Genomic DNA, 23,937 nt, shown 5'->3' with positions numbered 1-23,937 from the left:
CCGGTTGGTCGACCGTTCGGTAAAATCCCGCGGCAGCCGGGCGGCTGACGGCGGCTCGGGGCGTGCGGATAGCCTGGGCCGCATGTTCGTTCTGGAGCTGACCTACACCGCGCCGCTGGACCGTATCGACGCCGTGCTCGCCGAGCACGTGGAGTGGCTGAAGGAGCACTACGCGGCCGGCACCTTCCTCGCCTCGGGCCGCAAGGTGCCCCGGGACGGGGGTGTCATCCTCGCCGCGGGCGCCGACCGGGCGACGATCGAGGAGATCACCCGCACCGACCCGTTCACGCGGGCCGGGCTGGCCGAGTACACGGTGACGGAGTTCGTCGCCACCACCACCGCGCCCGCCCTCGACGCCTTCCGCGAGCAGCTGCCCGCCTGAACCGGCCCCACCCCGGTCCCGTCACCGTCCCCACGTCCGTCCCCACGTCCGTCTCCACCCCGGTCCCGGCCGCTGTGAGCCGTACCCGCCGAGTGCCCGGGTACGGCCATCGGTCGTGTTCTGGTTACGATCGGTGAGCACGGGGCAAGGAAGCGCCGGGCCGGCGGGGCCGGCGTACGGACAGGGACTGGTGGGAGACACGTATGGCACACGCACGGGCCGGTCAGCTTGCGCAGCCGGACGACCTGGTGGACGTGGCGCGGCTGGTGACGGCGTACTACGCCCTGCACCCGGACCCGGAGGAGCCGGGCCAGCGCGTGGCCTTCGGCACCTCGGGCCACCGGGGCTCCTCGCTCGACGCGGCCTTCAACGACGACCACATCGCCGCGACCACCCAGGCGATCTGCGAGTACCGGGCCGCGCAGGGCGTCACCGGCCCGCTGTTCCTGGGCGCGGACACCCACGCGCTGTCCGAGCCGGCCCGGGTGACCGCCGTCGAGGTGCTGGCCGCCAACGGCGTCACCGTGCTGCTGGACAGCGCCGACGGCTACACCCCCACCCCGGCCGTCTCGCACGCGATCCTGGCGCACAACCGGCGCAGCCCGCAGGCGCTCGCCGACGGCATCGTGGTCACGCCCTCGCACAACCCGCCGCGTGACGGCGGCTTCAAGTACAACCCGCCGAGCGGCGGCCCGGCCGGCTCCGACGCCACCGGCTGGATCCAGGACCGGGCCAACGTTCTGATCCGGGACGGCCTGCGCGGCGTCAAGCGCGTCCCGTACGCCCGCGCGCTGACCGCCGCGACCACCGGCCGGTACGACTTCCTCACCACCTACACCGAGGACCTCGTCTCGGTCCTGGACGTGGACGCGATCCGGGCGGCCGGACTGCGGATCGGCGCGGACCCGCTGGGCGGGGCGTCCGTCGCCTACTGGGGGCGGATCGCCGAGACGCACCGCCTCGACCTGACCGTCGTCAACCCGGTCACGGACCCGACCTGGCGCTTCATGACGCTGGACTGGGACGGCAAGATCCGGATGGACTGCTCCTCGCCCGCCGCGATGGCCTCGCTGATCGGCCGCCGGGACGAGTACGCGATCGCGACCGGCAACGACGCCGACGCCGACCGGCACGGCATCGTCACCCCCGACGGCCTGATGAACCCGAACCACTACCTGGCGGTGGCCGTCGACTACCTGTACCGCCACCGTGCCGACTGGCCGGCGGACGCGGCGGTGGGAAAGACGCTGGTCTCCTCCTCGATGCTGGACCGGGTGGCGGCCGACCTCAAGCGCGACCTGGTCGAGGTGCCGGTCGGCTTCAAGTGGTTCGTCGACGGGCTGTTGGAGGGCTCGATCGCGTTCGGCGGCGAGGAGTCCGCCGGGGCGTCCTTCCTGCGCCGCGACGGCGGGGTCTGGACGACGGACAAGGACGGCATCCTGCTCGCCCTGCTGGCCTCCGAGATCACCGCGGTGACCGGCCGCACGCCCAGCGAGTACTACCGCGACCTGACCGACCGGCACGGTGCGCCCTCCTACGCCCGTGTGGACGCGCCGGCCGACCGCGAGCAGAAGGCGCTGCTGGGCCGCCTCTCGCCGGAGCAGGTCAAGGCCGGCGAGCTGGCCGGGGAGCCGATCACGGCCGTCCTCACCGAGGCGCCGGGCAACGGTGCGGCCATCGGCGGCATCAAGGTCTGCACCGAGAACGCCTGGTTCGCCGCCCGCCCGTCGGGTACCGAGGACGTCTACAAGATCTACGCCGAGTCGTTCCGGGGCGACGAGCACCTGGCCCGCGTGCAGGCCGAGGCCCGCGACCTGGTCGGCGAGGTCCTGGGCGGCCACGGCGCCTGAGCCGTGGGCGAGGGCCCCGGGCGCGGCCGCCGCGGCCGTGCCCGGGGACGGCCGGCTCCCGGGCTGCCGGCGGCCGCCGCGGCCGGTGGTGGAGGCCGTGCCGGGTGCCGGTGTGACCGGTCGCCCCCGCACCCTTCACCTCGCCCACCGGTCCACGGGTGACGGATCGTCAACTTCCGTCAACGGCAGGGGATCAGGAGGCCGAGGCGGGGTCAGTGCGCCGGGGCCGCGGCGGGCTGTTCGGCGTCGCCGAAGCGGGCCAGGGTCAGTGCGCCGATGACCGCGGTCGCGAAGCCGGTGACCGCGAGCGGTGTCGCGTCGTGCCGGGTGTGGTCGCCGAGCACGAGCACCCCGACGACGGCCGGGCCCAGTGTCTCGCCGAGGACCATCGCCGCCGTGGCGGCCGTGACCGAGCCGCTCTGCATCGCCCAGGTCAGCGCGGTGAAGCCGCCCAGGCCGGCCACGGCGATCGCGTACGCCGAGGGTTCGGCGAGCAGCTGCGGCAGGCGCGGCTCGGGAAGCACCCGCACCGCGACGCCGACCACCCCGAACTGGAGGCCCGCCACCAGTCCGAGCAGCGGGGCACGGCGCCGGCCGGCGAACCGGACCACCAGCCGGCCCGCGACCGTCAGGACCACCGCGACCAGCAGCACGCCGACGCGCATCGCGGTGTCGCCCCGGCCGCTGCCGTCCCGCCCGGCGGTGAGCGCGAGCACGCAGAGTCCGACGCAGACGGCGGCCACCCCGGTCCACTCGCTGCGGCGCAGCCGTACCCGCAGGACGCGGGAGGCCCCGACGGCGGTCACGGCGAGCGCGGAGGCCAGGACGGCCTCGACCTCGTAGAGCGGCAGCCGTTCCAGGGCGACGAGTTCGGCGGCGAAGCCGAGCATGTCCATCCCGACGCCCAGCAGGAACGGCCACTGACGGAGTGCGCCGGTCAGCGCGGCCGCGTCGCCCGCGCGGTGGCCGGCGGCGGCCCGGCGGGCGCCGACCGCCTGGAGGACGGTGGCGGAACCGGTGAGCAGCGCGGCCAGGAGGGCCGAGAGCAGGCCGAGGGACATGGGCCGACGGTACGGCGTCCGGGTGTGCGGTGCGGCCTGGCGCGCCGTCAGGATCACCTGTCGGGTGGCCCTGCCGATCGGCGGGGGTCGGACGGCGGGTGGGGTTCCGGCCCGGTGACTGATTGTCATGCGCAGATTCGACATCAAGTTACTTTCAGGTAATCTCGGGTCGTCCCACGGGTGAACCACCCGTCACTTCTCGAAGGAACCACACGTGCACCTCCCCTGGTCCCGCCGGTCCGGCCGCCTCGTGCGGTCGGCCCTGGCCGCCGCCGCAGCCACCACCCTGCTCACCGTCGCCTCGTCCCTGCCGGCCCACGCGGACACCGCCGCCGGCACCGTCGTCGGCGGCGAGGGCGGCACCGCCCACCTCGACGCGGTCGAGCAAGCCCTGCGCGAGGTGGCGCCCGGCCTGGCGGGCACGGTCTGGCAGCGGACCGAGGGCAACAGCCTGAACGCCTCCGCCGACAACCCGGCCGGCTGGCTGCTCCAGACGCCCGGCTGCTGGGGCGACGCCGCCTGCGCCGACCGCCCGGGCACCCGCGCGCTGCTGGCCCGGATGAAGGCGGACGTCGCCGCCGCCACCCGGACCGTCGACGTCTCCACCCTCGCGCCGTTCCCCAACGGCGGCTTCCAGGACGCCCTGGTCGAGGGCCTCAAGGCCTCGGTGGCGGCCGGCCACCGCCTCCAGGTGCGGATCATGGTCGGCGCCGCGCCCGTCTACAACGCCAACGTGCTGCCGTCCCGCTACCGGGACGAGCTGATCGCCAAGCTCGGCCCCGCGGCCGGCTCGGTCACCCTGAACGTGGCGTCGATGACCACCTCCCGCACCGCGTTCTCCTGGAACCACTCCAAGCTGCTGGTGGTCGACGGCCGCAGCGTCGTCGCCGGCGGCATCAACGGGTGGAAGGACGACTACCTCGACACCGCGCACCCCGTCTCGGACGTCGACCTGGCGCTGACCGGGCCCGCCGCCGGCTCGGCCGCGAGCTACCTGGACACCCTCTGGGACTGGACCTGCGGTCACACCGGAGTGTTCGACAACGCCTGGTTCGCCTCCTCCAACGGCGGCGCGTGCAGCCCCTCGATGGAGCGGGACCTCAACCCCGCCCCGGCCGCCACCGGCACCGTCCCGGTGATCGCCGTCGGCGGCCTCGGCGTCGGCATCAAGGCCAACGACCCCACCTCCGCCTACCGGCCCGGCCCCGTTCCCGGCGCGGCCGACGCCAAGTGCAGCCCGCTCACCCTGCACGACAACACCAACGCCGACCGCGACTACGAGACGGTCAACCCGGAGGAGAACGCCCTGCGGGCGCTCGTCTCCAGCGCGACCGACCACATCGAGATCTCCCAGCAGGACATGAACGGCACCTGCCCGCCGCTGCCCCGCTACGACTCCCGCCTGTACGAGGCGCTGGCCGCCAAGCTGGCCGCCGGCGTGAAGGTGCGGATCGTGGTCAGCGACCCGGCCAACCGCGGCACCATCGGCAGCGGCGGCTACTCGCAGATCAAGTCGCTCGCCGAGATCAGCGACGTCCTGAAGGCCAGGCTGACCGCCCTCACCGGCGACCAGGCCAAGGCCGGCGCCGCGCTCTGCGGCAACCTCCAGCTCGCCACCTTCCGCGCCGCGCCCACCGCCACCTGGGCGGACGGCCACCCGTACGCGCTGCACCACAAGCTGGTCGCGGTCGACGGCTCGGCGTTCTACATCGGGTCGAAGAACCTCTATCCGGCCTGGCTCCAGGACTTCGGCTACGTCGTCGAGGACAGGACGGCGGCGGGCCAGCTCGACCGCGACCTGCTCGCCCCGGAGTGGAAGTACTCGCAGGCCACCGCGACCGTGGACTGGACGAAGGGGCTCTGCCAGGCCTGACACGGCTGCGCCCCGGAACACCGCCCGTCCGCACGGGCGGTGTTCCGGGGCGCACGGCTGTCGGCGGGGTCCGGCCGCGAGCCACGGGGCGAGGGGGCTCAGGTCGGGCGCGGCGGTGCATCATCTCCAGCGGGGGGCGTCCCGGAAACCCTGTCCGGCCGGGCTAGCCGTCGTCCTGGGAGCGTTCCCGGGCGCGGCAGGAGAGGCTGCGACTCAGCGCGTCGCTGCAGTTGGCGGCGGCGAGACGGCGCAGCAGACCGCCCAGGCGGGTCGTGAGCGGCCGGGTCCAGGAGCGCACGGCGGCCTCGACACGGGCGTCGAGGCGGACGACGGCGGCGACGAGGGCGCGGGCTCCGTGTGCCAGGGCGGTGCCCGTATGGGCGGCGAGTCGGCGGGTGCGGTGGGCGATTCGGATGAAGCGGTTCACGCGCATGCAAACGTGCCGTCCGTGGGTGCGGTTGTGGTCCGCGCGCACGGTTCCGGTGGCGAACGCCGTGGCGCGCGCCCCTTGTGGACGTCCGCGCCACCGCTGTGCAGCGGTGGGCGGCGGTGCGGACCCGGCCACCCGGCCGTCCGTCATTTGTCCGGAAGACGACAATACCCTTGTATTGAAAGCTATTTGACGAACCGTCAATCTGGTCCCCAGGGGAATTCCAAAGGGGGGACCATGAGTCCGAGGCAAGGTTTCGGCCGCATCTGCGCGGTACTCGGCGTGACCGCAGGTCTGTGCGTCGGCGTCGGCGGAGTGTTCCCCGCGTCGGCCGCCACGCCGGAGGGGGCGGTCCAGGGCGCCGGATCCGCGAACGCCGTACCGGGCAGCTACCTCGTCGTGCTCAAGCCGCAGGCCGCCGCCGCCCGGTCGGTCGCGGGCGGGGCGCAGGGCCTCGCCCGCGCCTACGGCGGCAAGGTGCGGCATACGTACGACGCGGCGTTGAAGGGCTTCTCCGCCGAGCTCTCCGCGCGGGACGCCCGGCGGCTGGCCGCCGACCCGTCCGTGGCCCTGGTCTCGCAGAACCGGCGGGTCCGGCTGGACGGCGTCCAGTCCGCACCCGACTCGTGGGGCCTGGACCGGATCGACCAGCGCCGGTTCCCGCTCGACAACCGGTACACCTACCCGGACTCGGCGGGGCGCGGCGTCACCGCGTACATCATCGACACCGGAGTGCGGGTCACCCAGGAGGAGTTCGACGGGCGGGCCTCGTACGGCTACGACGCCATCGACGGGGACAACGTGGCCGAGGACGGCCACGGTCACGGCACGCACGTGGCGGGGACGGTGGCGAGCAGCGTGTTCGGGGTCGCGAAGTCGGCGAAGATCGTCGCCGTCAGGGTCCTGAACGACGACGGCGAGGGCACGACCGAGCAGGTCGTGGCGGGCATCGACTGGGTGACGCAGCACGCCGCCAAGCCCGCCGTCGTCAACATGAGCCTGGGCGGCGACCCGGACCCGGTGCTGGACGCGGCGGTGGCCAACTCGATCGCCACCGGCCTCACCTACGCGGTGGCGGCGGGGAACGGAAGCGTCGACGCGGCCGAGCACTCGCCGGCCCGGGTGCCCACCGCCCTCACCGTCGGGGCCACCGACCCGGACGACAGGCAGGCGTCCTTCTCCAACTACGGCCCGCTGGTGGACCTCTTCGCGCCCGGCGTGGACATCGTCTCCACGGCGAACTGGAGCGACTACGGCGGCTTCGGGCTCTCCATGTCGGGCACCTCGATGGCGTCCCCGCACGTGGCGGGGGCCGCCGCGCTCTACCTGTCGGACCACCCGGGCGCCACACCCGCCCAGGTGGCCGCCGCGCTGACCGCCGCGGCCACCACCGGCTCGGTGGTCGATGCGGGGCCGGGCTCGCCCGACCGGCTGCTCTACACGGGCACGGTGGCCAACCGGCCGCGCGGCCCGCTGTTCGCCGGCACCACCCCGGTGGTCATCGACGGCAAGGCCGCCTTCGAGTCGCCGGTCACCGTCTCCGGGGTGTCCGGCAAGGCACCGAAGGACCTGGAGATCCAGGTCGACATCGAGCACGGCTGGCGCGGTGACCTGCGGGTCGAGCTGGTGGCACCGAACGGCACGGTGTTCCTGCTGCGCGAGGAGCGGATCTGGGACGGCGGCTCGGGGATCACCGGGATCTTCGGCGTCGACGCCTCGGCGTGCACCGCCGACGGCGTCTGGCGGCTGCGGGCGACCGACGTCTACGGACTCTGGTCCGGTGCCATCAAGAGCTGGACGCTGCGGTTCTGACGCTCCGCGGCCCGGCGCGCCGCGCTCGGGGCCGGCCTGGCTCGCCGACCCCGGGAACGGCGGCTCAGCCGGACCCGAGGGCGGCAGCCTCCTGCCGGATCAGCTCGCGCAGGGCGGCGAGCCGGGGCCGCTCGTCGTCCAGCCGCCACTGCATCTCAAGCGGCAGGGTGGCCCGGTCCGCGAGGCGGACGGTGACCACCTCCTCGGTCAGGTGCCCGGCCATCGAGGCGGGGACGAGCGAGAACGCGCGGTTCTGCGCGAGCAGGTAGAGCCGCGAGCCGACGATCCGCGGCGGGCTGACCAGGACCGGCGGTTCGACGCCGCGCGCCGAGCAGAGGCCGAGCACGTGGTCGTAGTACCGCGGGTGCTGCTCCCGCGACCAGAGCAGCAGCGGCAGGTCGCGCAGCTCGTGCAGGTGGATGCCGTCCCGCCCGGCGAGGGGGTGGCGCCGGCTGACCGCCACCCGCACCGGCTCGTCGGCGAGCTTCTCCCGCCGGTAGCCGGGCACGTCCTCCAGGAAGCGGCCGAGCCCGATGTCGGCCAGCTCCGCGGCCAGCGTCGTCGACACGTGGCCGGTGTCGACGGCCAGTTCGGCCGGCTCCAGCGCCGGGAGCTCGCGCTCGGCCCGGCTGACCACGGCCGGCAGCAGGCGGTTCATGACGCTGGGGGAGGCGACGATCCGGGCCGTCCCCATCCGTGACTCCTCGTGCAGCCGCACCCGGGCGAGCAGGGAGCCGGCCTGTTCGAGGAGCCGGGCCGACTCGGCGGCCATCACCTCGCCGGCCGGGGTCAGCCGCACCGCCCGCCGGCTGCGGTCGAAGAGCTCCACGCCGACGGTCCGTTCGAGCCGGGCCACCTCCTGGCTGACCGTCGGCTGGGAGATGTGCAGGCGCTCGGCGGCGCGGCCGAAGTGCAGCGTGCCGGCCACCGCGAGGAAGACTTCGAGCTGACGCAAGGTGAAACCCATAGCCAGCAGCCTATGAGAAGGCCCAGGACTCATTCTGGATGCCTATGCGACCCGTCTCTAGGCTGGGTCCGAGTTGCCACACCGTGGTGGCATCGCAGAGAGAGCCCGTGCCATGACCGCACTGCCCGTCCGCATCTCCGACGAGGTTGCCCAGGCCGTTGCCGCCGGAGCCCCCGTCGTCGCCCTGGAATCGACCATCTTCACGCACGGGCTGCCCCGGCCCCGCAATCTGGAGGTCGCGCTGGAGGCGGAGGAGCAGTTGCGGGCCGCCGGGGTCGTCCCGGCCACGATCGGCGTGTACGCCGGGGTGCCCACGGTCGGACTCGGCGCGGACCAGATCAAGGAGCTGTCCGAGGCGGACGACCTCGACAAGGCGAGCCTGCGCGACCTGCCGCTGGTCGCCGCGCTCGGCCGGCACGGCGGGACGACCGTCGCCGCCACCGCCTTCCTCGCCCACCGGGCGGGCATCCCGGTGTTCTCCACCGGCGGCCTCGGCGGCGTGCACTTCGGGGCGTCCGAGACCTTCGACGAGTCGGCCGACATGACCACGCTGGCCGCCACGCCCGTCACCGTCATCAGCGCGGGCGTCAAGTCGATCCTCGACATCCGGGCGACGCTGGAGCGGTTCGAGACGCTCAACATCCCCGTCATCGGCTACCGGACGCACCAGTACCCGGGCTTCTACGTCACCGACTCCGGCCACCGGATCAACTACCGCGTCGACTCGCCCGAGGAGGCCGCCCGGGTGATCGCGGCCCGGGACGGCCTGGAGCTGCCGCAGGCCGTGCTGATCGCCAACCCGGTCGACCCCGCCAAGCAGCTGCCGCCGCAGGAGCTCGACGCCCTGCTCGCCCGCGCCTGGGCCGAGGCCGAGCGACAGGGCGTCACCGGCAACGCGTCGACGCCATTCCTGCTCGACTTCATCCAGCGCGACACCCAGGGGCGCAGCCTGGACGTCAACGTCGAGGTCTACCGGGGCAACGTCCGGCTCGGCGGGCAGATCGCGACCGCGCTCGCCGCCCTGCGAAGCGAGGCCTAGCCCCGTGGGCGGGGTACTCGGCGTGCTCGGCGACCTCGTGGAGGACATCGTCGTCTGGGTGGACGGCCCGCTGCGGCACGGCACCGACTCCAGCGCCCGGGTCTTCCGGCGGCGCGGCGGCAGCGCGGCCAACGTCGCGGGCTTCGCCGCCGGCCAGTGCCCGGCGCGCTTCCTCGGCTGCGTCGGGGACGACCCGGCCGGGGACGGCGTCGTCGCCGAACTGGCTGGCCACGGCGTCGATGTGAGGGTCGTGCGGAAGGGTCAGACCGGGAGCATCGTGGTGCTGATCGACCAGGCCGGCGAGCGGACCATGCTCCCCGACCGGGGCGCGGCGACACTGCTCGACACCGTCCCGGACGCCTGGCTGGAGGGGCTGGCCCACCTGCACGTGCCGGCCTACTCCTTCGACGGGGAACCGGTCGCCGCCGCCGCCGTCGACGCTCTCCGGCGGGTCCACCGGGCGGGCGGCACCACCTCGCTCGACGCCTCCTCGACCGGGATGCTCGGCCGCTTCGGCCGCGAGCGGTTCCTCGCCCTCGCCGCCGGGTTGGCGCCCACCCTGCTGTTCGCCAACCGGGAGGAGTCCGCCTTCCTCGGCCTGCTGGCCGACGGCAGGCCCGGTCCCGGGCGGGCGCGGCTGGCGGCCACCACGGTCGTCACCAAGTCGGGTGCGCAGGCGACGGTGGTGGACGCCCCCGGGGAGGAGCCCTTCGCCGTGCCCGTCCCGCCGGTCGCCGAGGTCCGTGACCTCACCGGCGCCGGCGACGCGTTCGCCGCCGGCTTCCTGGCCGGCTACCTCGCCGACGGCGACCTGCGGGCCGCCGCCGCCCGCGGGCACGCCTGCGCGGCGAAGGTCCTGGCCTCGCCGGGAGCCTCCTGCGGCGAGGGCTGACGACGCGCCCCGGGCGGGGGCCTGCTCCCCGCCCCGGGCGTGGCAGCCAGGACGGGGCGGCCCGCCGCGCGCTGCCTGGGCGGCCGGCGACTCCCGGCACCGCCGGCGTGGTCCACGGACCAGGTCACGGCGTGGCCGTGGCATCGGCCCTCGTCGGATGGTGCTCGAAGTCGAGGTGCCCGTACGAGGCGTGACCGTTCACCGCGGAGCGCGCGACGGTCAACCGCACGCCCCCGACCGGCCGGAGCAGCACCCGGACCTCCCCGGGCGCCGGGACCGGCCTGACGTCCGTCCGCGCGCTGCCGATCCCAGGGGCGGGGGAGGGGCCGGCCCTGATGACACTGCCGCCGGCCGGCGCGGCAACACCACCGTCCCGACGGTGCCGGAACCGGTCGTGCCCGCCCCCGGTGCCCGTGGCTTGCCGTCCGACCCCGCCCCCGGGGCCGGACGGACCCGGTGCCAGGGGCTGACGCGGACGGTGGTCGCGCCGTTATGGTGGGTGACGGTTGAATCGGCTGGCGGGAGGTCGGCGCAGTGGCGGTCACCGAGGTCAAGGTCCACCAGGACAACGTGCGGCTCCATGCGACGAAGCGGTGCGGAGGGGCGTTCGAGCCGGTCGCCTCGGTGGAGCTGCCGGAGCAGGTCGAGGTCTACCGGATCAAGGGCAACTGGGGCGAGGCGGTCGCCTGCTCCGAGGCCGAGCGCGAGCGGTGGAGCGAAGCGGAGAGCGCCTTCCTGGCCGCCGTCTCCCGTGCGCTGGAGGTGCTGTACCGGGCGCACGGCGGCCGCGGCGCGACGTTCGACCTGGAGAAGGGCACCGGGGCCTGGAACACCATCCCCGCCCCGCGTCACTGGCCCGGCTGGAAGCAGCGGGCCGTCGAACGGTCGGAAGCCGCCCAGCGCGCCTTCCTGACGGAGGTGCAGCGCGCGACCGAGGCCTACCGGCCTGTCCGGGAGGAGATCGACCGGCGCCTGGCGGAGCAGCGAGCGGTGCGGCAGGCGGCCGAGCTGGCCCGGGCCCGGGAGGCGCAGCAGCGCCGCGCCCTCCTGGAGGAGGTGGCCGCGCGCCGGGTGTGGCTGTACGCGGTGGGCGAGGAGCCGGGGGACGACGGGGAGGAGGGCGACGGTCCGGTCCGGGTCCGGATCTTCCGCGCCGACCTCCTGCCGGCTGCTGCGGATCCGGGCGCCGCGGACCCGGCCGCGCTCTCCCAGGAGCCGCTGACGGCGCCGGAGCTGGAGAAGGACCTGTACGCGTTGGCGCGCGCCCAGAAGGCGGCCGGGATCGTCCTGCGGTGGGACGACGCGGCCCGGGCCGCCGTCGAGGAGGAGTGTCTGGCACGGGGCGTCCGCGTCACCTTCGCCCAGTGGTGGCGCGAGATGGCCAGGCACGGCTGGTCGGTGAGGCAGGACGACCCGCAGCCGATCCCGCCGAGTCCGCCGGGCTCCGGCCCCCGTCCCAGCTTCGGAGGCACCGGCATGGGCGGCACCGGCGGCTTCACGGGCGGGCACAGCTACGGCGGATTCGGCGGCTACTGACCGGCCACTGACCGGCCACTGACCGGCCACTGCCCGGCGGCGGACCGGCGGCGGACCGGCAACGGCCCCGCGCAGGGCTGTCGGTGGGGGCGGCTACGATGCGGACCCATGTCAGTCAACATCGATCTTCATCTCAGCGTCGGCGGGCTCAGTGGGCGGGAGGAGGCCGAGCTCGTTCTGGGCGCCCTGGTCGGACTCCTGCGGGACGAGGGCATCGAGGACGAGGTGCCGATCGGCTGGGCGGAGGACCAGGGCGAGTTCTTCGTCACGGGCGAGAGCAGCCATCCGCTGATCATCACCCGGTTCTACCGCTGGGGGCCGATGTTCGAGGAGACCGTGGCCCGGGTCGTCGGCGAGACCGCTCCGGCGGCGAAGGCGGCGGTGACCTGGGGCTATCCCGACGACGACTACTGACCGGCCCCGTCGGCCCGCTGACGCGCCTGCGGCCTGCTGGCAGGCCTGCGGCCCGCGGACACGCCTACGGTTCGCTGACACGCCTACGGACGGCGGAGCATCCGCCGCCGTGAACCGACCGTCCGGTAGTGATGGCTCGCTCGTCCATCACCTACCCGGAGGGTCCGTCACGTCCCCGAACACTCCGAACACCCCGAAGTCGCTGAAGTACGCCACCCGTGCTGCCTGTTCCGTACTGCTGCTGGCCGCCCCACTCCTGCTCGCCCAGCCGGCCGCCGCCAACAACGGGCCGAAGACGCCCCAGGAGTCCGCCGCCTGCCAGGGCGTGCTGAACACGCTGTTCGGCGGTTCGCTGTTCGGCGCGGGCGGCGTCAGTGCGGTCTGCGCCGTCCAGCCCGACACCGGGTCCGGCCAGTCCGCCTCCACCGGCCCGTCCACGCGCGGTTCCGTCACCTACGACCTTCCGAAGATGCGGCAGGAGGTGGCGGACCTGCGGAGCAAGGCCGCCACCCTGGACCGGCTCGGCGAGCACGAGGCGGCGCGGAGGGCCCGTGCCGAGGCCGACGCGCTCCAGCGCCGGATCGACCAGATCGTCCGGGCCGAGGAGAACAACTGACCTCATCGGCGCCGCCCCGCCCTGCCTCGGATGCCGTGGGGCGGGGCGGCCCACCCGCCTGCCGCCCACGAGTCTGCCGCTCACCGGCCTGCCGGCCCCGTCTCGTCGGCCAACGGCTCGGCCAGGGCGGCGAGTTCGGCCGGTTCGAGGACGAGCCCGGCAGCGGCGGCGGAGTCGCGGATCGATGCGGGGCGCCGGGCGCCGGGGATCGGGACGACGGTGGGGGAGAGGGCGAGCAGCCAGGCGAGGCCGACCTGCTGGGGTGAGACACCGCGGTCGGCGGCGATCCGGTGGAAGGCGCTCTGCCCGACGGTGGTGTCCTCGGGGTCGTCCAGCACACTGCGGGACAGGCCGCCGAGCGGGCTCCAGGGCAGGAAGGCCAGGCCGAGCCGTTCGCAGAGCCGCAGCTCCGGTTCGGCGGCGCGGACCGCGGGGGAGAACCGGTTCTGCACCGAGACCAGGCCGTCGCCGAGGATCTCCCGGGCCGTCAGGATCTGCTCCTCGTCGACGTTGGAGATCCCGGCCGCGCGGATCTTCCCGGCATCCAGCAGGTCGCGCAGGACGCCCACCGACTCGGCCCACGGCACCAGCGGGTCGGGCTTGTGCAGCTGGTAGAGGCCGATGGCCTCGACGCCGAGCCGGCGCAGGGAGCCCTCCGCGGCCCGTCGGAGGTGCTCGGGCCGGCCGTCGACCGTCCAGGAGCCGTCACCGGGCCGGCCCCGGCCGCCCTTGGTGGCGACCAGCACGGCCGCGCGGTCGGCGGCCGGACGGGCGGCCAGGGCGCGGGCCACCAGCCGTTCGTTGTGGCCGAGTTCGCCGGCATGCCAGTGGTAGGAGTCGGCGGTGTCGAGCAGGGTGACACCCGCGTCGAGCGCGGCGTTCAGGGTGGCGAGCGCGGCGTCCTCGTCCGGGCGGCCCTCGACGGAGAGCGGCATCGCGCCGAGGCCGATCGCGCCGACGGAGGTGCCGCCGATGGTGCGCTGTCGCATGTCAAGCCACCTTTGCGGAGGTCGGGGTGAGGGCGGAGGCGGCCACGGCACCGGGCAGCCACTGCGCCGTCGGCGTGAAGTCCAGGCCGAGCCCGGCGGCCCGCCGGTTGTCCATCGGGTACCAGCGGTCGAAGGAGAACGGCGAGGTGTCCGCGCCGGCCGCGCGCTCCCCGCTCCCCGTGCCGGTCGTGCCCTCCGTGTCGGCCCCGCCCGGCACGACGCGGTAGCGGGGGGTGGTGCCGAGCCGGCCGGCGATCAGCTCGCAGAGTGCCACCACGTCGAGCGGCCCGTCGGAGCAGGCGTTCACCGGGCCGACCGCCTCCATGGCGGCCATCCGCACCAGGGCGGCGGCGATCTCCTCGTGGTGGACGAAGGAGGTCGGCTGCGGCTCGCCGTGCACGACGACCGGCAGCCCGGCCGCGATCAGCTCCGTGTAGTGCGCCAGCCGGCCGGTGAAGTCCCGCGCACCCCCGCCCAGCACGTGCGCGCTGCGCACACTGGCCCAGGAGAACGGCGGGTCCTGGGCGAGCACCGCCTCCGCCTGCCGCTTGCCCTCCGCGTAGCGGGTCGCCTCGTCGAAGCGGCGGGCGAGCGCCGCCGGGTCGTGCCACGGCAGTGAGAGGTCCACCGGCCAGCCGGCCGGGTCGACGGCGGTCTCCGGCACCGGCACGCCCGGCACGGTGCGCACCAGCGGCGAGGTCGCCGGGTCGTACACCTCCATCGTGGAGGTCATCACGTACCGGCCGGTGCGGTCGCCGAAGACCCGGCGGGCCACCGCCGCCTGATCGGGGGTGTACAGCACCTGGTCGATCACCGCGTCGAAGGTGCGGCCGCCGAGCGCCGTCGCCAGCGCGGCCTCGTCCGACCGGTCGGCGACGACGTGCTCGACGCCGGGCGGCGGCGGGGCCGAGCCGCGGTTGACCACGGTGACGCGGGCACCGGACTCCCGCAGCAGGGTGACCAGGTGGAGGCCGAAGTACCGGCTCCCGCCGATGACGCAGACGTTTCGCATGTCCTGTCCCCTCAGGTTGTGCTGGGTGCTTCCCACGGACACCACTCTGCTGGCGTATGGTCCTCAGCAGAACTACCGATCCACTGAACGCGTCAACAGCAGAACTGTCGACCGGGCCGACCCGGGCAGACGCGGATGGCCCGGCCTGGCAGTGACGCGGATGACCCGGCCGTCCTGGCCGACCCGGCCGACCGGGCCGACCCGGGCCGGCAGGGCTGATCGGTTGATGAGCTGATGAGGGTGACCAGGGGGAGCGCGATGATCGACGTCCGACGGCTGGCCATGCTCCGGGAGGTCGCCGAGCACGGCAGCTTCAACCGGGCGGCGGCCGCCCTGCTGCTCACCCCGTCCGCCGTGTCCCAGCAGATCGCGGCGCTCGAACGGGGTCTCGGCACACCGGTGGTGGAGCGCTCGACCCGCGGGGTGCGGCTCACCGAGGCGGGCCGTCTGCTGGTGGAGGCGGCCGGCGCCATCGACGCCGAACTGCGGCACGCCCGGGAACAGATCGGCCGGCTGGGCCAGGCCCGGCCCAGGCTCACCCTGGCCACCTTCACCAGCGGCGGCCGGCACCTGCTGCCCGCCGTCCTGGCCCGGTTCGCGGCCGACCACCCGGAGGCGGAACTGCGCATCCTGGAGCGGGAACCCGAGGACAGCCTGCCGATGGTCCGCGAGGGCACCGCCGACCTCGCCCTCGCCTACCACTTCGACGGCCCGCTGCCCGTCGTCCCCGGCGACCGCTCGGGCCTCGACTGGACGCCGTTGATGGACGACCCGCTCTCGGTGGTGCTCCCGGCCGGGCACCCGCTGGCCGGCCGGGATGCCCTGGACCTGGCCGAACTCGCCGGGGAGCGCTGGGTGCTGGGCTGCCTCAAGACCGAGGCCTTCCTGCGCCGGCACGCCGAACTGGCCGGCTTCGAACTCCTGGTGGCCGGCTCCACCACCGACTACTTCTTCGCCCGCTCGCTGGTCGCCGCCGGGGTCGGGGTCTCGCTCGTGCCGTACGCCGCCCTCGAACCGGCCCAGCCCGGCACCCGGGTGGTCCCGGTGCAGCCCCCGCGCCCCGCCCGCCACTTCGGCGTCGCCCTCGCCCGGCGCCGCCGCCCCAACTCGTACGCGCAGGCCCTGGCCGCGCTGCTCCGGGAGCACGTGGGCGGCGCCGCGTAGGGTGGGTGGATGACCTCCCACAGTCCTCGTGTCCCGGTGCGGACGGCCACCCCCGCGGACATCGACGCCGTCGTGTCGACGCTGACCAGCGCGTTCTTCCACGACCCGCTGTGGGGCCCGGCCTTCCCCGACGTCGGGCGGCGTGCCGAGCAGGCGGCCGCGATGTGGCGGCTCTACGTGACCTCGGCGCTGCGGTACCCGTGGCTGCTGGTGACGCCGGAGGTCGAGGCCGCCGCGGTCTGGATCCCGCCGGGCGGCAGCGAGCTCACCCAGGAGGAGGAGGGCGGCCTGGCGGACCTGCTGACCCGGACCACCGACGAGGCGACGGCCGGGGCGATCCTGGCCGTCTACGACCAGCTCTACTCGGTCGCCCCGAAGGAGCCGTGCTTCTACCTCACCCTGCTGGGCACCCATGCCGACCACCGCGGCAAGGGGCTGGGCATGGGCCTGCTGGCCGAGAGCCTGGCCCGGATCGACGAGCTCGGAGCCCCCGCCTACCTGGAGTCGTCCAACCCCGCCAACCTCGGCCGCTACCGCAGCATGGGCTTCACCCCCCGCGACGAGCTCACCACCGCCTCGGGCCACGTCGTCACCACCATGTGGCGCCCGGCCCGCTGAGGCCACCCGGGGCACGACGCCGCAGAACCGGGCGGTCATCCGGCCGTGCGGTCAGGCGGTCATCCGGCCGTGCGGTTATCGGGTCATGCGGTCAGCCTTGCGAGCTCCGCGTCGGCGCGCTCGGTGACCAGGGCGAGGACACGGCCGGCAGCGGCCAGGTCCTCGGCGGGGATCCCGCCCCAGACGCGGGCGGTGACGGGGGCGGTCGCTGCGCCGACGGCGGCGAACAGCTCGCGCCCTGCCTCCGTGGCGCGAAGGTGCGCGCCGTCCTCGACGAGCAGCCGCTCGGCCAGCAGCTCGTCGAGAGTGGTGCGGACGTCGGCCGGACCGGCCTTCAGGGAGGCCCCGATCTGCGTGACGAGCTGGTCGGGCGTCTGCGGGGCGTCGGCGGTGACGGCGACGCGCAGGGCGACCTGCTGCTGAAAGGTGAGGCCGTGCCGGGCCAGGACGTGCTCCAGGACGCCGCGGGCGGCGTAGTGGGCCAGGCCGAGGACGCGGGCGTCGGCGACGGGTGCGGTGCTGGTCATGGTGTTCTCCCCTGGTTGCTCTCGTCGTTGGACCGGGATGGGGCGAGGGGTGCGTCGAGCAGGGCCGTCAGCTCGTCGGTGAACGCGAGCGTCCGCGGGGCGTCGACGCCCCCGAGCGGCTCCAGGAGCCGCGCATGCAGTTCCTGGACCACCGCGATCGCCTGCCGCGTGACGCTCAGGCCCTGCTCGGTGAGGGCGAGCTGCACGGCGCGCGGGTCGCGCGGGTCGCGGGTGCGCTCGACCAGGCCGGCCGCCTCCAGGGCGCGCGCCAGCTTCGAGACGTACAGCGCCTCCAGGCCGGTGTGGTCGGCGAGCCGGCGTTGACTGGGTCGCTCGCCGGTCCGCTGCATGCCGTACAGCGAGGCGACCACCGAGTACTGCGCGTGGGTGAGGCCGAGCGGGGCCACCGCGCGATCGACCGCGACCCGCCACTTGTTGGCGAGCCGCCACACCAGGAAGCCGGGCGTCGCGCCCGTGGAACCCTTGCTCATGGCAAATAGCGTACATGGCTACTATGTCCATGGCTACTACTTGCGAGCCCTCGCCGTGCCGAAGGCGGCGTCAGGGCCTGCTCCAGCCGGGTGCACGCCGGGCCGGGCCGTGCCGCGGTCCGGTACTGACGCCCGGAGGCTGCCCCGCCGCCCCGCGGGCCGCGACTTGCCTTGAACGTAAGTTGAAGAATTCTTCACATTCATAGATGCTGCATCCTTGTACTGAGAGTCCAGTGCGGTCGGATGCCCCGGCGCCCGGCCATGGGAGGGCAACGATGAGCGACGTGTTCGACGAGGAGCTGCGCGCGCAGCTCGCCGAGGCCCGGGTGCTGCGTGCCCGGGCACGAGAAGCCGGCGACGAGGACGGCGTGCAGGCATACGGGGGGCGAATCACACAGTTGCTGCGCATCGCCGCCCACCACGGCATCGTGCTGGACCGCGCGGCGGACGAAGAGGAAGAGGACTGAGCGATGGCGGTGCCGCTGTACCAGGCCAAGGCGGAGTTCTTCCGCACGCTCGGCCACCCGGTGCGGATCAGGGTCCTGGAGCTGTTGCAGGACGGGCCGCGGCCGGTGCACGAGCTGCTGGCCGCGATCGAGGTCGAGCCGTCCAACCTCTCCCAGCAGCTCGCGGTGCTGCGCCGCACCCAGCTGGTCACGGCCACCCGGGAGGGCAACACCGTGATGTACGCGCTGAGTACCCCGGACGTGGCCGAACTGCTGCGCGCGGCCCGGCGGATCCTCACCGAGCTGATCGCCGACCAGGGGACCCTGCTCGCCGAACTCCGCGAGCCCGGACGGCAGGCACGCCGGGCATGAGTCGGGCTACCACGGACCTCACGAGCTCTTCCGCCTTCACGACGTCCGCCCGGCGGGCGGACGCGCGGCTGCGCGCGGTGCTGCCGGACCGGGCGGGGCTGGCGACGATGGGCCGCTCGCCGCGCAAGGACCTGCTGGCGGGGCTGACGGTCGCGATCGTCGCGCTGCCACTGGCGCTCGGCTTCGGTGTCGCCTCGGGCGCGGGGGCCGAGGCCGGACTGGCGACCGCAGTGGTGGCCGGTGCGCTCGCCGCGTTCTTCGGCGGTTCCAACCTCCAGGTCAGCGGGCCGACCGGAGCGATGACGGTGGTCCTGGTCCCGATCGTCCACCAGTACGGCACCGAAGGCGTACTGACGGTCGGACTGATGGCCGGAGTGCTGCTGATCGCCGCCGCGCTCGGCGGTGCCGGCCGCTTCATGGCGTACGTGCCGGCCCCGGTGGTGGAAGGTTTCACGCTGGGCATCGCCGGGGTGATCGGCCTCCAGCAGGTACCGGCCGCGCTCGGCGTGAAGGCGTCGGGCGCGGAGAACGTCGTGGTCACCGCCTGGGACGCGGTTGCCGACTTCGCCGGTACGCCGCACCTGGCCCCGCTCGCACTCGCGGGCGGCGTCGCTCTGATCATGCTGGTCGGCGCCAGGCTGCGCCCGGGTGTCCCGTTCTCCCTGATCGCGGTGATCGCGGCCACCCTGGTCACGGGCCGGGCCGATCCGGACGTGGCAACGATCGGGCACCTGCCCGCAGGGCTGCCCGCCCCCTCACTCGGCTTTCTCCACCTCGGTGCCGTACCCCACCTGGCGACCGCCGCCCTGGCCGTGGCCGCGCTGGCGGCGCTGGAGTCGCTGATGTCGGCGACGGCGGCGGACGCGATGAGCGTCAGCGAACGGCACGACAGCGATCGAGAGCTGTTCGGCCAGGGGGTGGCGAACCTGGTCGCCCCGCTGTTCGGCGGCGTCGCCGCGACCGGCGCCATTGCCCGAACCGCCGTCAACGTCCGCTCCGGCGCCGCCTCCCGCCTCGCCGCCCTCGTCCACGCCGCCGTCCTGGCCGTCGTGGTGTTCGCCGCCGCCCCACTGGTCGAGGGCATCCCGCTGGCCGCGCTTGCCGGGGTCCTGATCGCCACCGCCATCCGCATGGTCGAGGTCGCCTCGCTGCGCGCACTGGCCCGCAGCGGCCGGGGCGAGGCCGCGATCCTGGCCCTGACCGCCGCCGCCACCCTGGCCTTCGACCTGGTCACGGCCGTCATCGTCGGCCTGCTGGTCGCCGGCGCCCTCGCGCTGCGCCAGGTCGCCCGTTCCGCCGCGCTCACCAGGGTGGGCCTGCATGAGGGCCTGCCCCCGGCCGACCACCACGCCGAGGAGCAGGCGCTGCTCGCCGAGCACATCGTCGCCTACCGCATCGACGGCCCGGTCTTCTTCGCGGGCGCCCACCGCTTCCTCCTCCAGCTCGCCGAGACCACCGACGTCAAGGCGGTCATCCTGCGCCTGTCGCGGGTCAGCGCGATCGACGCCACCGGCGCCCTCGTCCTCAAAGACGCCATCGCCAAGCTGGAGCGCCGCGGCATCCTCGTCCTCGTCTCCGGCGCGAGGGAGGACCACCTCAAGACGCTGGACGCGCTCGGCGTCCTCGACGCCCTGCACGCCGAACACCGGGTGTTCGCCGCGACCCCGGATGCGATCGGCTACGCCCGGCGCCACCTCACCCCACGCTGACCGGGCGGTTCACCGGCGTTGGTACAGTCTCAACCGATGATGCCCAGCCCAGCCGACAACCGACGGGGGTGGTGAACCCCTGAACGCCGACGCCCCGCGACAGCCGTCCGTCACCGCTGTACCGCTCTACCAGCACAAGGCGGAGTTCTTCAAAACCCTCGGCCACCCCGTGCGCATCCGCGTCCTGGAACTCCTCAGCGAGCGCGAGCACGCCGTTGCCGAACTGCTCCCCGAGGTCGGGGTCGAGGCCGCCCACCTCTCCCAGCAGCTCGCCATCCTGCGGCGTACCGGCATCGTGACCTCCCGTCGTGAGGGCACCACCGTCGTCTACCGGCTCACCAGCCCCGACATCGCCGAGCTTCTCACCGTCGCCCGCTCCGTCCTCACCGCCCTGCTGACCGACCGCGCCGAACTCCTCGACGACCTGCGCCCCGGCAGCGACTCCACGCCCCGCGACTGATTCGCGGCGCCCGGCCGGTGAGGCGAGGACGGTGACCGGGTCGGAGTCCGGGGCGCAGTGTCGGCGCCCACGGCGGCACGGTCACCCTGGCGCCACGCCCGGGCGGGGGCACCACCGCCACGTGGCACTTCCCTGACCGGAAGCGCCCTCTCCGGCAGGCACCCGCCAGGTGCTCGGCAGGCGAACAGGTGTCGCGGATCCACCGTCGGCTGCTCAGCCGGCCTGTTCAGCCGCAGCCAGGGAGTGCTTCACGGCGGCGAAACCGTCCGGTGTGACGGAGATCGAGCCGATCCCGGCTCCCACCAGGAAACGGGTGAAGTCCGGGTCGTTACTGGGGCGTTGGCCGCACAGCCCGACGTGGCGGTCGGCAGCGTGGGCGGCGGCGATCAGGCTCTCGATGCTGAGGGTGACAGCGGGATCCCGCTCGTCGAAGAGATGGGCGAGCAGGCCGGAGTCGCGGTCGCCCCCGAGGGTGAGCTGGGTCAGGTCGTTGCTGCCGATCGAGAAGCCGTCGAACCGTTCGGCGAACTGCTCGGCGAACAGGATGCCGGACGGAATCTCCGCCATGACCCACCCACCAGGCCGACGTGGTTCCGACGGAGCTCGCGGAAGCGGATGACACGGCGCATGACTGCCTCCCAGCGCGCTGGCGGGGCGTCCTCGTGACGGACGTGCGGAGGGCCCCGTCCCCGCCACCTTCCGTCGCGGACGGGTGTCGATGGCAGGAGCCTCCGCCCCCCGGCTCCCGGGCCGGTCGGTCAGCGAGAAGGGGCCGGCCGGACCCTCTGCGCGAGGCGTGGACCCGGGCCGGCGTTCACGGCAGGTCGCCGTACGGCTCGGGGCCGCCCATGCCGGGGCCTTCCGGCTCCGGGCCGCCCATGTCGAGTCGGAAGGGCGGGTACTCGTCGGTCATCAGGGACGCGTAGGCGGCGACCCTGAACACCCAGCGGTTGAGGCCGATGACCAGGTCGAACAGGTCGCGGTGGTAGCTGCCGGTGAACGCCAGGGCGACGGCGGAGATCAGCACCAGCAGACCGATCAGCCCGGTCTCGGTCCAGCCCCCGCGCCAGCCGCCGGTGAAGATGCCGACCACCAGGTAGTGCGGAATGGCGAGCAGCCACCACTTGACCAGCACCAGTCCCCGGGACAGCCGCTCGGGGTACGTGATGTCGAGCCGCGCCGGGTAGTCCGGCTCGGCACGCAGGCTGAACGGCGGGTAGCGGTCGGTGCCCAGCGCGCCGTACGCGTAGTAGGAGACCCGCCAGCTCCAGCGCAGGACACCGAGGTTGAAGCCGAACAGGGCACGCGGGTAGCGCTCGGTGAAGAGGATCGCGAAGAAGGCGACCACCGTCACCAGAACGAAGGCGATCCAGAGGAAGGCCAGCACCACGATGTGGGGGATCACCAGGACCCACTTCACAAGCCACAGCCAGCGCGAGAGCGGGGCATCCAGCGCTGCCGTCAGCCGGACCGGCCGGTAGGTGGTGGGGGTGGCCATGGCACAGCCTCCTGACCCTTGCGGACATGCGTGCAACGCGCGCACCCGGGCGGGCCGGGCGAACCCGTTCCGGCCGTCCTGCGGTGCGCATCCCTGCAAGGCGCGGAGAAGCTCCTCCCTCCAGCCTGCTCCGGGAACACGGGGGACGCCAACGGCGGGCGCACTCGCGCCGGGCCCGGTGGCGCACGGGACGGCGATGCCGGTGCGGCCGTCGAAGGCCGCCGTGCGACCGGCACGACCGGTCCTCCGTGCCTCCGTACGGCTTCTGGCGGTGGCCCTGCCTTCGTGCGGCTTCAGTCGTACGGAACGACCGCGACCGGGCACTGCACGTGATGGATGGCGGCGTGCGCCACCGGCCCGAGGTGTGCACCGATCGGCGCACGACGGACACGGCGGCCGACCACCAGGAGGCCCGCGCCGGCGGCGGCCTCGACGACGGTGGCCGCGGCGTGGCCGCGCACGAGTTCCGCGTTCACGGTCACCTGCGGACAGCGCGACCGCCAGGGTGACAGCGTGTCCGCGAACTGACGCTGCTCGGCGGCCGACAGCTCCGCGTCCATGCTGCCGATCGCGGCGAAGGCCATGTACTCGCTGCCGGTGGGCGGCATCCAGGCGTGCACCGCCCGGAGCCGCGCCGAGCGCAGCCGGGCGGCCTCGAAGGCGAAGGCGACGACGTCGTCGCAGGCGTGCCGGATATCGAGGCCGAGCACGACGTCGCCCTCCGCCGAACCGCCCGACGCCGAACCGCCCGTCGTGGGACCGCCCTCCTCCGCCCGGACCAGCACCACCGGGCAGGCTGCCCGCCGCAGCACCTCCTGGCTGACCGATCCGACGAGGTAGCCGCGGAGTGTGCCGAGCCCCCGTGAGCCGAGAACCAGCATGGCGGCGTTCCGGCCGGCCGCCTCCAGGGCGTCGGCCGGCTCCTCGGGGACGTGGGTCGAGGTGATTTGGGCGCCCGAGGCGAGCACGGCCCGGAGCTCCTCCTCCTTGGCCGCCAACCTCTGCCGACTCCAGGCGATCGCATCCTCGGTGCCGAGGACGTCGGTCCTCCGCCACGGCCAGGCCTCGACGAGTTCGAGCGGCCGCCCGCGGAGCACCGCCTCACGGGCGGCCCAGCCGGTCGCGGCCACGCTCTCGGGCGAGCCGTCGAAGCCCACCACGATCGGTCCGTTCATGCCGACCTCCGGTGTCGGGGCGGGGATTCCCGGTGCGGTGACCGGTCAGCCCCGCAGGCGGTCGAGCCCGGTGACCGCCCCGCCGGGGCCCGGCGCCCGCCGGAACGGCCGGCCGGGCCGGATGCCGAGGAGGTGCACCACGATCCCCTTGACGTCAGACGGGTCCCTTGATGTCAGGCGGGGCCGGACCTGTCGTTCGCGGTCGCGTCCGTCATCCCGGCCCGGAGCAGCATGTGCCCGAGCTCGACCAGGGCGCGCCCGGCCGCGTACTCGTCGCCGATCTCCGGTACGGGCGGGTCGTGCGGGTTGCGGTGGGCCTCGGTGCGGCTCTCCAGCGTGTTGTCGCCCGTGTCCAGCACGGCGTGGACCTTGGTGACGTCACCCTCCTCGAAGAGGTCCAGTCGCAGTGCCCAGCGCCTGGTACGGACGGGGCCTGATGCGGCGCTCTCGTTCATGGGCGGTCCTCCTCACCGACGGAGGCGGCTTCGGCCCACCGGTTGGTTGGCCTGCCGGCCGCCTCCCGCACTTCCATGGTGGGCCGAGCGGAGTGCACCGGCACGGGGAGAGCCTCGGCCGACGTCAGCGGCGGACATCCGCCCCGGCG

The 23,937-nt window shown here is 74.2% G+C and carries 26 protein-coding genes; 15 read left to right on the top strand and 11 right to left on the bottom strand.

Features of this window, described 5'->3' with window-relative positions; all coding sequences use genetic code 11:
- Window positions 1-82: 82 nt before the first annotated feature.
- Together C2142_RS00965 and pgm are read left to right on the top strand one after the other, a co-directional pair.
- Window positions 83-382 carry a YciI family protein gene (locus C2142_RS00965; protein WP_148640613.1) on the top strand — a complete coding sequence of 100 codons (300 nt, stop codon included), beginning with the start codon at window positions 83-85 and terminating at the stop codon, window positions 380-382.
- Between the two features lie 203 nt (window positions 383-585).
- Complete coding sequence (pgm, locus tag C2142_RS00960; RefSeq protein ID WP_148640612.1) at window positions 586-2,232, top strand: phosphoglucomutase (alpha-D-glucose-1,6-bisphosphate-dependent); 1,647 nt, start codon at window positions 586-588, stop codon at window positions 2,230-2,232.
- 212 nt (window positions 2,233-2,444) lie between these two features.
- On the opposite strand, the gene C2142_RS00955 is transcribed toward pgm, so the two are convergent.
- Window positions 2,445-3,293: a hypothetical protein gene (locus tag C2142_RS00955; protein WP_148640611.1), complete on the bottom strand. Its 849-nt coding sequence runs from the start codon at window positions 3,291-3,293 to the stop codon at window positions 2,445-2,447.
- A gap of 214 nt (window positions 3,294-3,507) precedes the next feature.
- Here C2142_RS00955 and C2142_RS00950 point away from each other — a divergent pair, with 214 nt between their 5' ends.
- Entirely contained in the window at window positions 3,508-5,166 is a 1,659-nt protein-coding gene (locus tag C2142_RS00950) for a phospholipase D-like domain-containing protein (protein WP_148640610.1), read from the top strand.
- Between the two features lie 163 nt (window positions 5,167-5,329).
- Here C2142_RS00950 and C2142_RS00945 read toward each other — a convergent pair whose 3' ends face one another.
- The gene (locus C2142_RS00945) at window positions 5,330-5,599 is read right to left on the bottom strand and encodes a hypothetical protein (protein ID WP_148640609.1); all 270 of its coding nucleotides are present in this window, start codon (window positions 5,597-5,599) and stop codon (window positions 5,330-5,332) included.
- A 234-nt stretch (window positions 5,600-5,833) separates the two neighbouring features.
- Between C2142_RS00945 and C2142_RS00940 the strand changes: the two genes are divergently transcribed.
- Complete coding sequence (locus C2142_RS00940) at window positions 5,834-7,408, top strand: S8 family peptidase (RefSeq protein ID WP_148640608.1); 1,575 nt, start codon at window positions 5,834-5,836, stop codon at window positions 7,406-7,408.
- A 64-nt stretch (window positions 7,409-7,472) separates the two neighbouring features.
- On the opposite strand, the gene C2142_RS00935 is transcribed toward C2142_RS00940, so the two are convergent.
- Window positions 7,473-8,375, bottom strand: coding sequence for a LysR substrate-binding domain-containing protein (locus C2142_RS00935; RefSeq protein WP_162002368.1), 903 nt, complete (start codon window positions 8,373-8,375; stop codon window positions 7,473-7,475).
- A gap of 112 nt (window positions 8,376-8,487) precedes the next feature.
- Here C2142_RS00935 and C2142_RS00930 point away from each other — a divergent pair, with 112 nt between their 5' ends.
- From C2142_RS00930 to C2142_RS00910, 5 genes are all read left to right on the top strand, one after another.
- Window positions 8,488-9,414 (top strand): pseudouridine-5'-phosphate glycosidase, encoded by a 927-nt coding sequence (locus C2142_RS00930; RefSeq protein ID WP_148640606.1) that lies wholly within the window; start codon window positions 8,488-8,490, stop codon window positions 9,412-9,414.
- Between the two features lie 4 nt (window positions 9,415-9,418).
- Window positions 9,419-10,306 carry a PfkB family carbohydrate kinase gene (locus C2142_RS00925; protein WP_148640605.1) on the top strand — a complete coding sequence of 296 codons (888 nt, stop codon included), beginning with the start codon at window positions 9,419-9,421 and terminating at the stop codon, window positions 10,304-10,306.
- 534 nt (window positions 10,307-10,840) lie between these two features.
- Entirely contained in the window at window positions 10,841-11,842 is a 1,002-nt protein-coding gene (locus tag C2142_RS00920; RefSeq protein ID WP_148640604.1) for a hypothetical protein, read from the top strand.
- A gap of 108 nt (window positions 11,843-11,950) precedes the next feature.
- On the top strand, window positions 11,951-12,256 hold the full coding sequence (locus C2142_RS00915; RefSeq protein WP_148640603.1) for a hypothetical protein: 306 nt from the start codon (window positions 11,951-11,953) through the stop codon (window positions 12,254-12,256).
- Between the two features lie 109 nt (window positions 12,257-12,365).
- Entirely contained in the window at window positions 12,366-12,872 is a 507-nt protein-coding gene (locus tag C2142_RS00910; RefSeq protein ID WP_148640602.1) for a hypothetical protein, read from the top strand.
- A gap of 80 nt (window positions 12,873-12,952) precedes the next feature.
- Here C2142_RS00910 and C2142_RS00905 read toward each other — a convergent pair whose 3' ends face one another.
- Together C2142_RS00905 and C2142_RS00900 are read right to left on the bottom strand one after the other, a co-directional pair.
- Window positions 12,953-13,861: an aldo/keto reductase gene (locus tag C2142_RS00905; RefSeq protein ID WP_148640601.1), complete on the bottom strand. Its 909-nt coding sequence runs from the start codon at window positions 13,859-13,861 to the stop codon at window positions 12,953-12,955.
- Between the two features lies 1 nt (window position 13,862).
- Window positions 13,863-14,873 carry an NAD-dependent epimerase/dehydratase family protein gene (locus tag C2142_RS00900; RefSeq protein ID WP_148642097.1) on the bottom strand — a complete coding sequence of 337 codons (1,011 nt, stop codon included), beginning with the start codon at window positions 14,871-14,873 and terminating at the stop codon, window positions 13,863-13,865.
- A 258-nt stretch (window positions 14,874-15,131) separates the two neighbouring features.
- On the opposite strand from C2142_RS00900, the gene C2142_RS00895 reads away from it, so the two are divergent.
- On the top strand, window positions 15,132-16,037 hold the full coding sequence (locus tag C2142_RS00895; RefSeq protein ID WP_148640600.1) for a LysR family transcriptional regulator: 906 nt from the start codon (window positions 15,132-15,134) through the stop codon (window positions 16,035-16,037).
- A 9-nt stretch (window positions 16,038-16,046) separates the two neighbouring features.
- Window positions 16,047-16,655 carry a GNAT family N-acetyltransferase gene (locus C2142_RS00890; RefSeq protein WP_148640599.1) on the top strand — a complete coding sequence of 203 codons (609 nt, stop codon included), beginning with the start codon at window positions 16,047-16,049 and terminating at the stop codon, window positions 16,653-16,655.
- 83 nt (window positions 16,656-16,738) lie between these two features.
- Here C2142_RS00890 and C2142_RS00885 read toward each other — a convergent pair whose 3' ends face one another.
- Window positions 16,739-17,182 carry a MarR family transcriptional regulator gene (locus C2142_RS00885; RefSeq protein WP_148640598.1) on the bottom strand — a complete coding sequence of 148 codons (444 nt, stop codon included), beginning with the start codon at window positions 17,180-17,182 and terminating at the stop codon, window positions 16,739-16,741.
- Window positions 17,179-17,673 carry a MarR family transcriptional regulator gene (locus C2142_RS00880; protein WP_148640597.1) on the bottom strand — a complete coding sequence of 165 codons (495 nt, stop codon included), beginning with the start codon at window positions 17,671-17,673 and terminating at the stop codon, window positions 17,179-17,181. Before C2142_RS00880 ends, C2142_RS00885 begins: the two co-directional genes overlap by 4 nt.
- A gap of 275 nt (window positions 17,674-17,948) precedes the next feature.
- Between C2142_RS00880 and C2142_RS00875 the strand changes: the two genes are divergently transcribed.
- The 4 genes from C2142_RS00875 (at window position 17,949) to C2142_RS00860 (ending at window position 20,660) form a co-directional block, all read left to right on the top strand.
- Window positions 17,949-18,140, top strand: a complete 192-nt coding sequence (locus C2142_RS00875; RefSeq protein WP_148640596.1) for a hypothetical protein — start codon at window positions 17,949-17,951, stop codon at window positions 18,138-18,140.
- A gap of 3 nt (window positions 18,141-18,143) precedes the next feature.
- Window positions 18,144-18,491 carry a metalloregulator ArsR/SmtB family transcription factor gene (locus C2142_RS00870; protein ID WP_148640595.1) on the top strand — a complete coding sequence of 116 codons (348 nt, stop codon included), beginning with the start codon at window positions 18,144-18,146 and terminating at the stop codon, window positions 18,489-18,491.
- Window positions 18,488-20,200: a SulP family inorganic anion transporter gene (locus tag C2142_RS00865; protein ID WP_148640594.1), complete on the top strand. Its 1,713-nt coding sequence runs from the start codon at window positions 18,488-18,490 to the stop codon at window positions 20,198-20,200. The genes C2142_RS00870 and C2142_RS00865 overlap by 4 nt, the downstream gene beginning before the upstream one ends.
- A gap of 79 nt (window positions 20,201-20,279) precedes the next feature.
- Window positions 20,280-20,660: a metalloregulator ArsR/SmtB family transcription factor gene (locus C2142_RS00860; protein WP_148640593.1), complete on the top strand. Its 381-nt coding sequence runs from the start codon at window positions 20,280-20,282 to the stop codon at window positions 20,658-20,660.
- Window positions 20,661-20,873: 213 nt separating this feature from the next.
- On the opposite strand, the gene C2142_RS00855 is transcribed toward C2142_RS00860, so the two are convergent.
- From C2142_RS00855 to C2142_RS00840, 4 genes are all read right to left on the bottom strand, one after another.
- Window positions 20,874-21,227, bottom strand: a complete 354-nt coding sequence (locus tag C2142_RS00855) for a putative PEP-binding protein (RefSeq protein WP_148640592.1) — start codon at window positions 21,225-21,227, stop codon at window positions 20,874-20,876.
- Between the two features lie 247 nt (window positions 21,228-21,474).
- Complete coding sequence (locus C2142_RS00850) at window positions 21,475-22,158, bottom strand: DUF4389 domain-containing protein (RefSeq protein WP_148640591.1); 684 nt, start codon at window positions 22,156-22,158, stop codon at window positions 21,475-21,477.
- Between the two features lie 293 nt (window positions 22,159-22,451).
- Window positions 22,452-23,333, bottom strand: a complete 882-nt coding sequence (locus tag C2142_RS00845) for a universal stress protein (protein WP_148640590.1) — start codon at window positions 23,331-23,333, stop codon at window positions 22,452-22,454.
- A 173-nt stretch (window positions 23,334-23,506) separates the two neighbouring features.
- Window positions 23,507-23,788, bottom strand: a complete 282-nt coding sequence (locus tag C2142_RS00840; RefSeq protein ID WP_148640589.1) for a dsRBD fold-containing protein — start codon at window positions 23,786-23,788, stop codon at window positions 23,507-23,509.
- Window positions 23,789-23,937 lie beyond the last annotated feature (149 nt).

The sequence above is a fragment of the Streptomyces sp. CB01881 genome (assembly GCF_002953255.1).
Classification (GTDB): domain Bacteria; phylum Actinomycetota; class Actinomycetes; order Streptomycetales; family Streptomycetaceae; genus Kitasatospora.
Note: the sequence above shows the minus strand (reverse complement) of the source record. Positions and strands in the feature narration are given on the sequence as shown.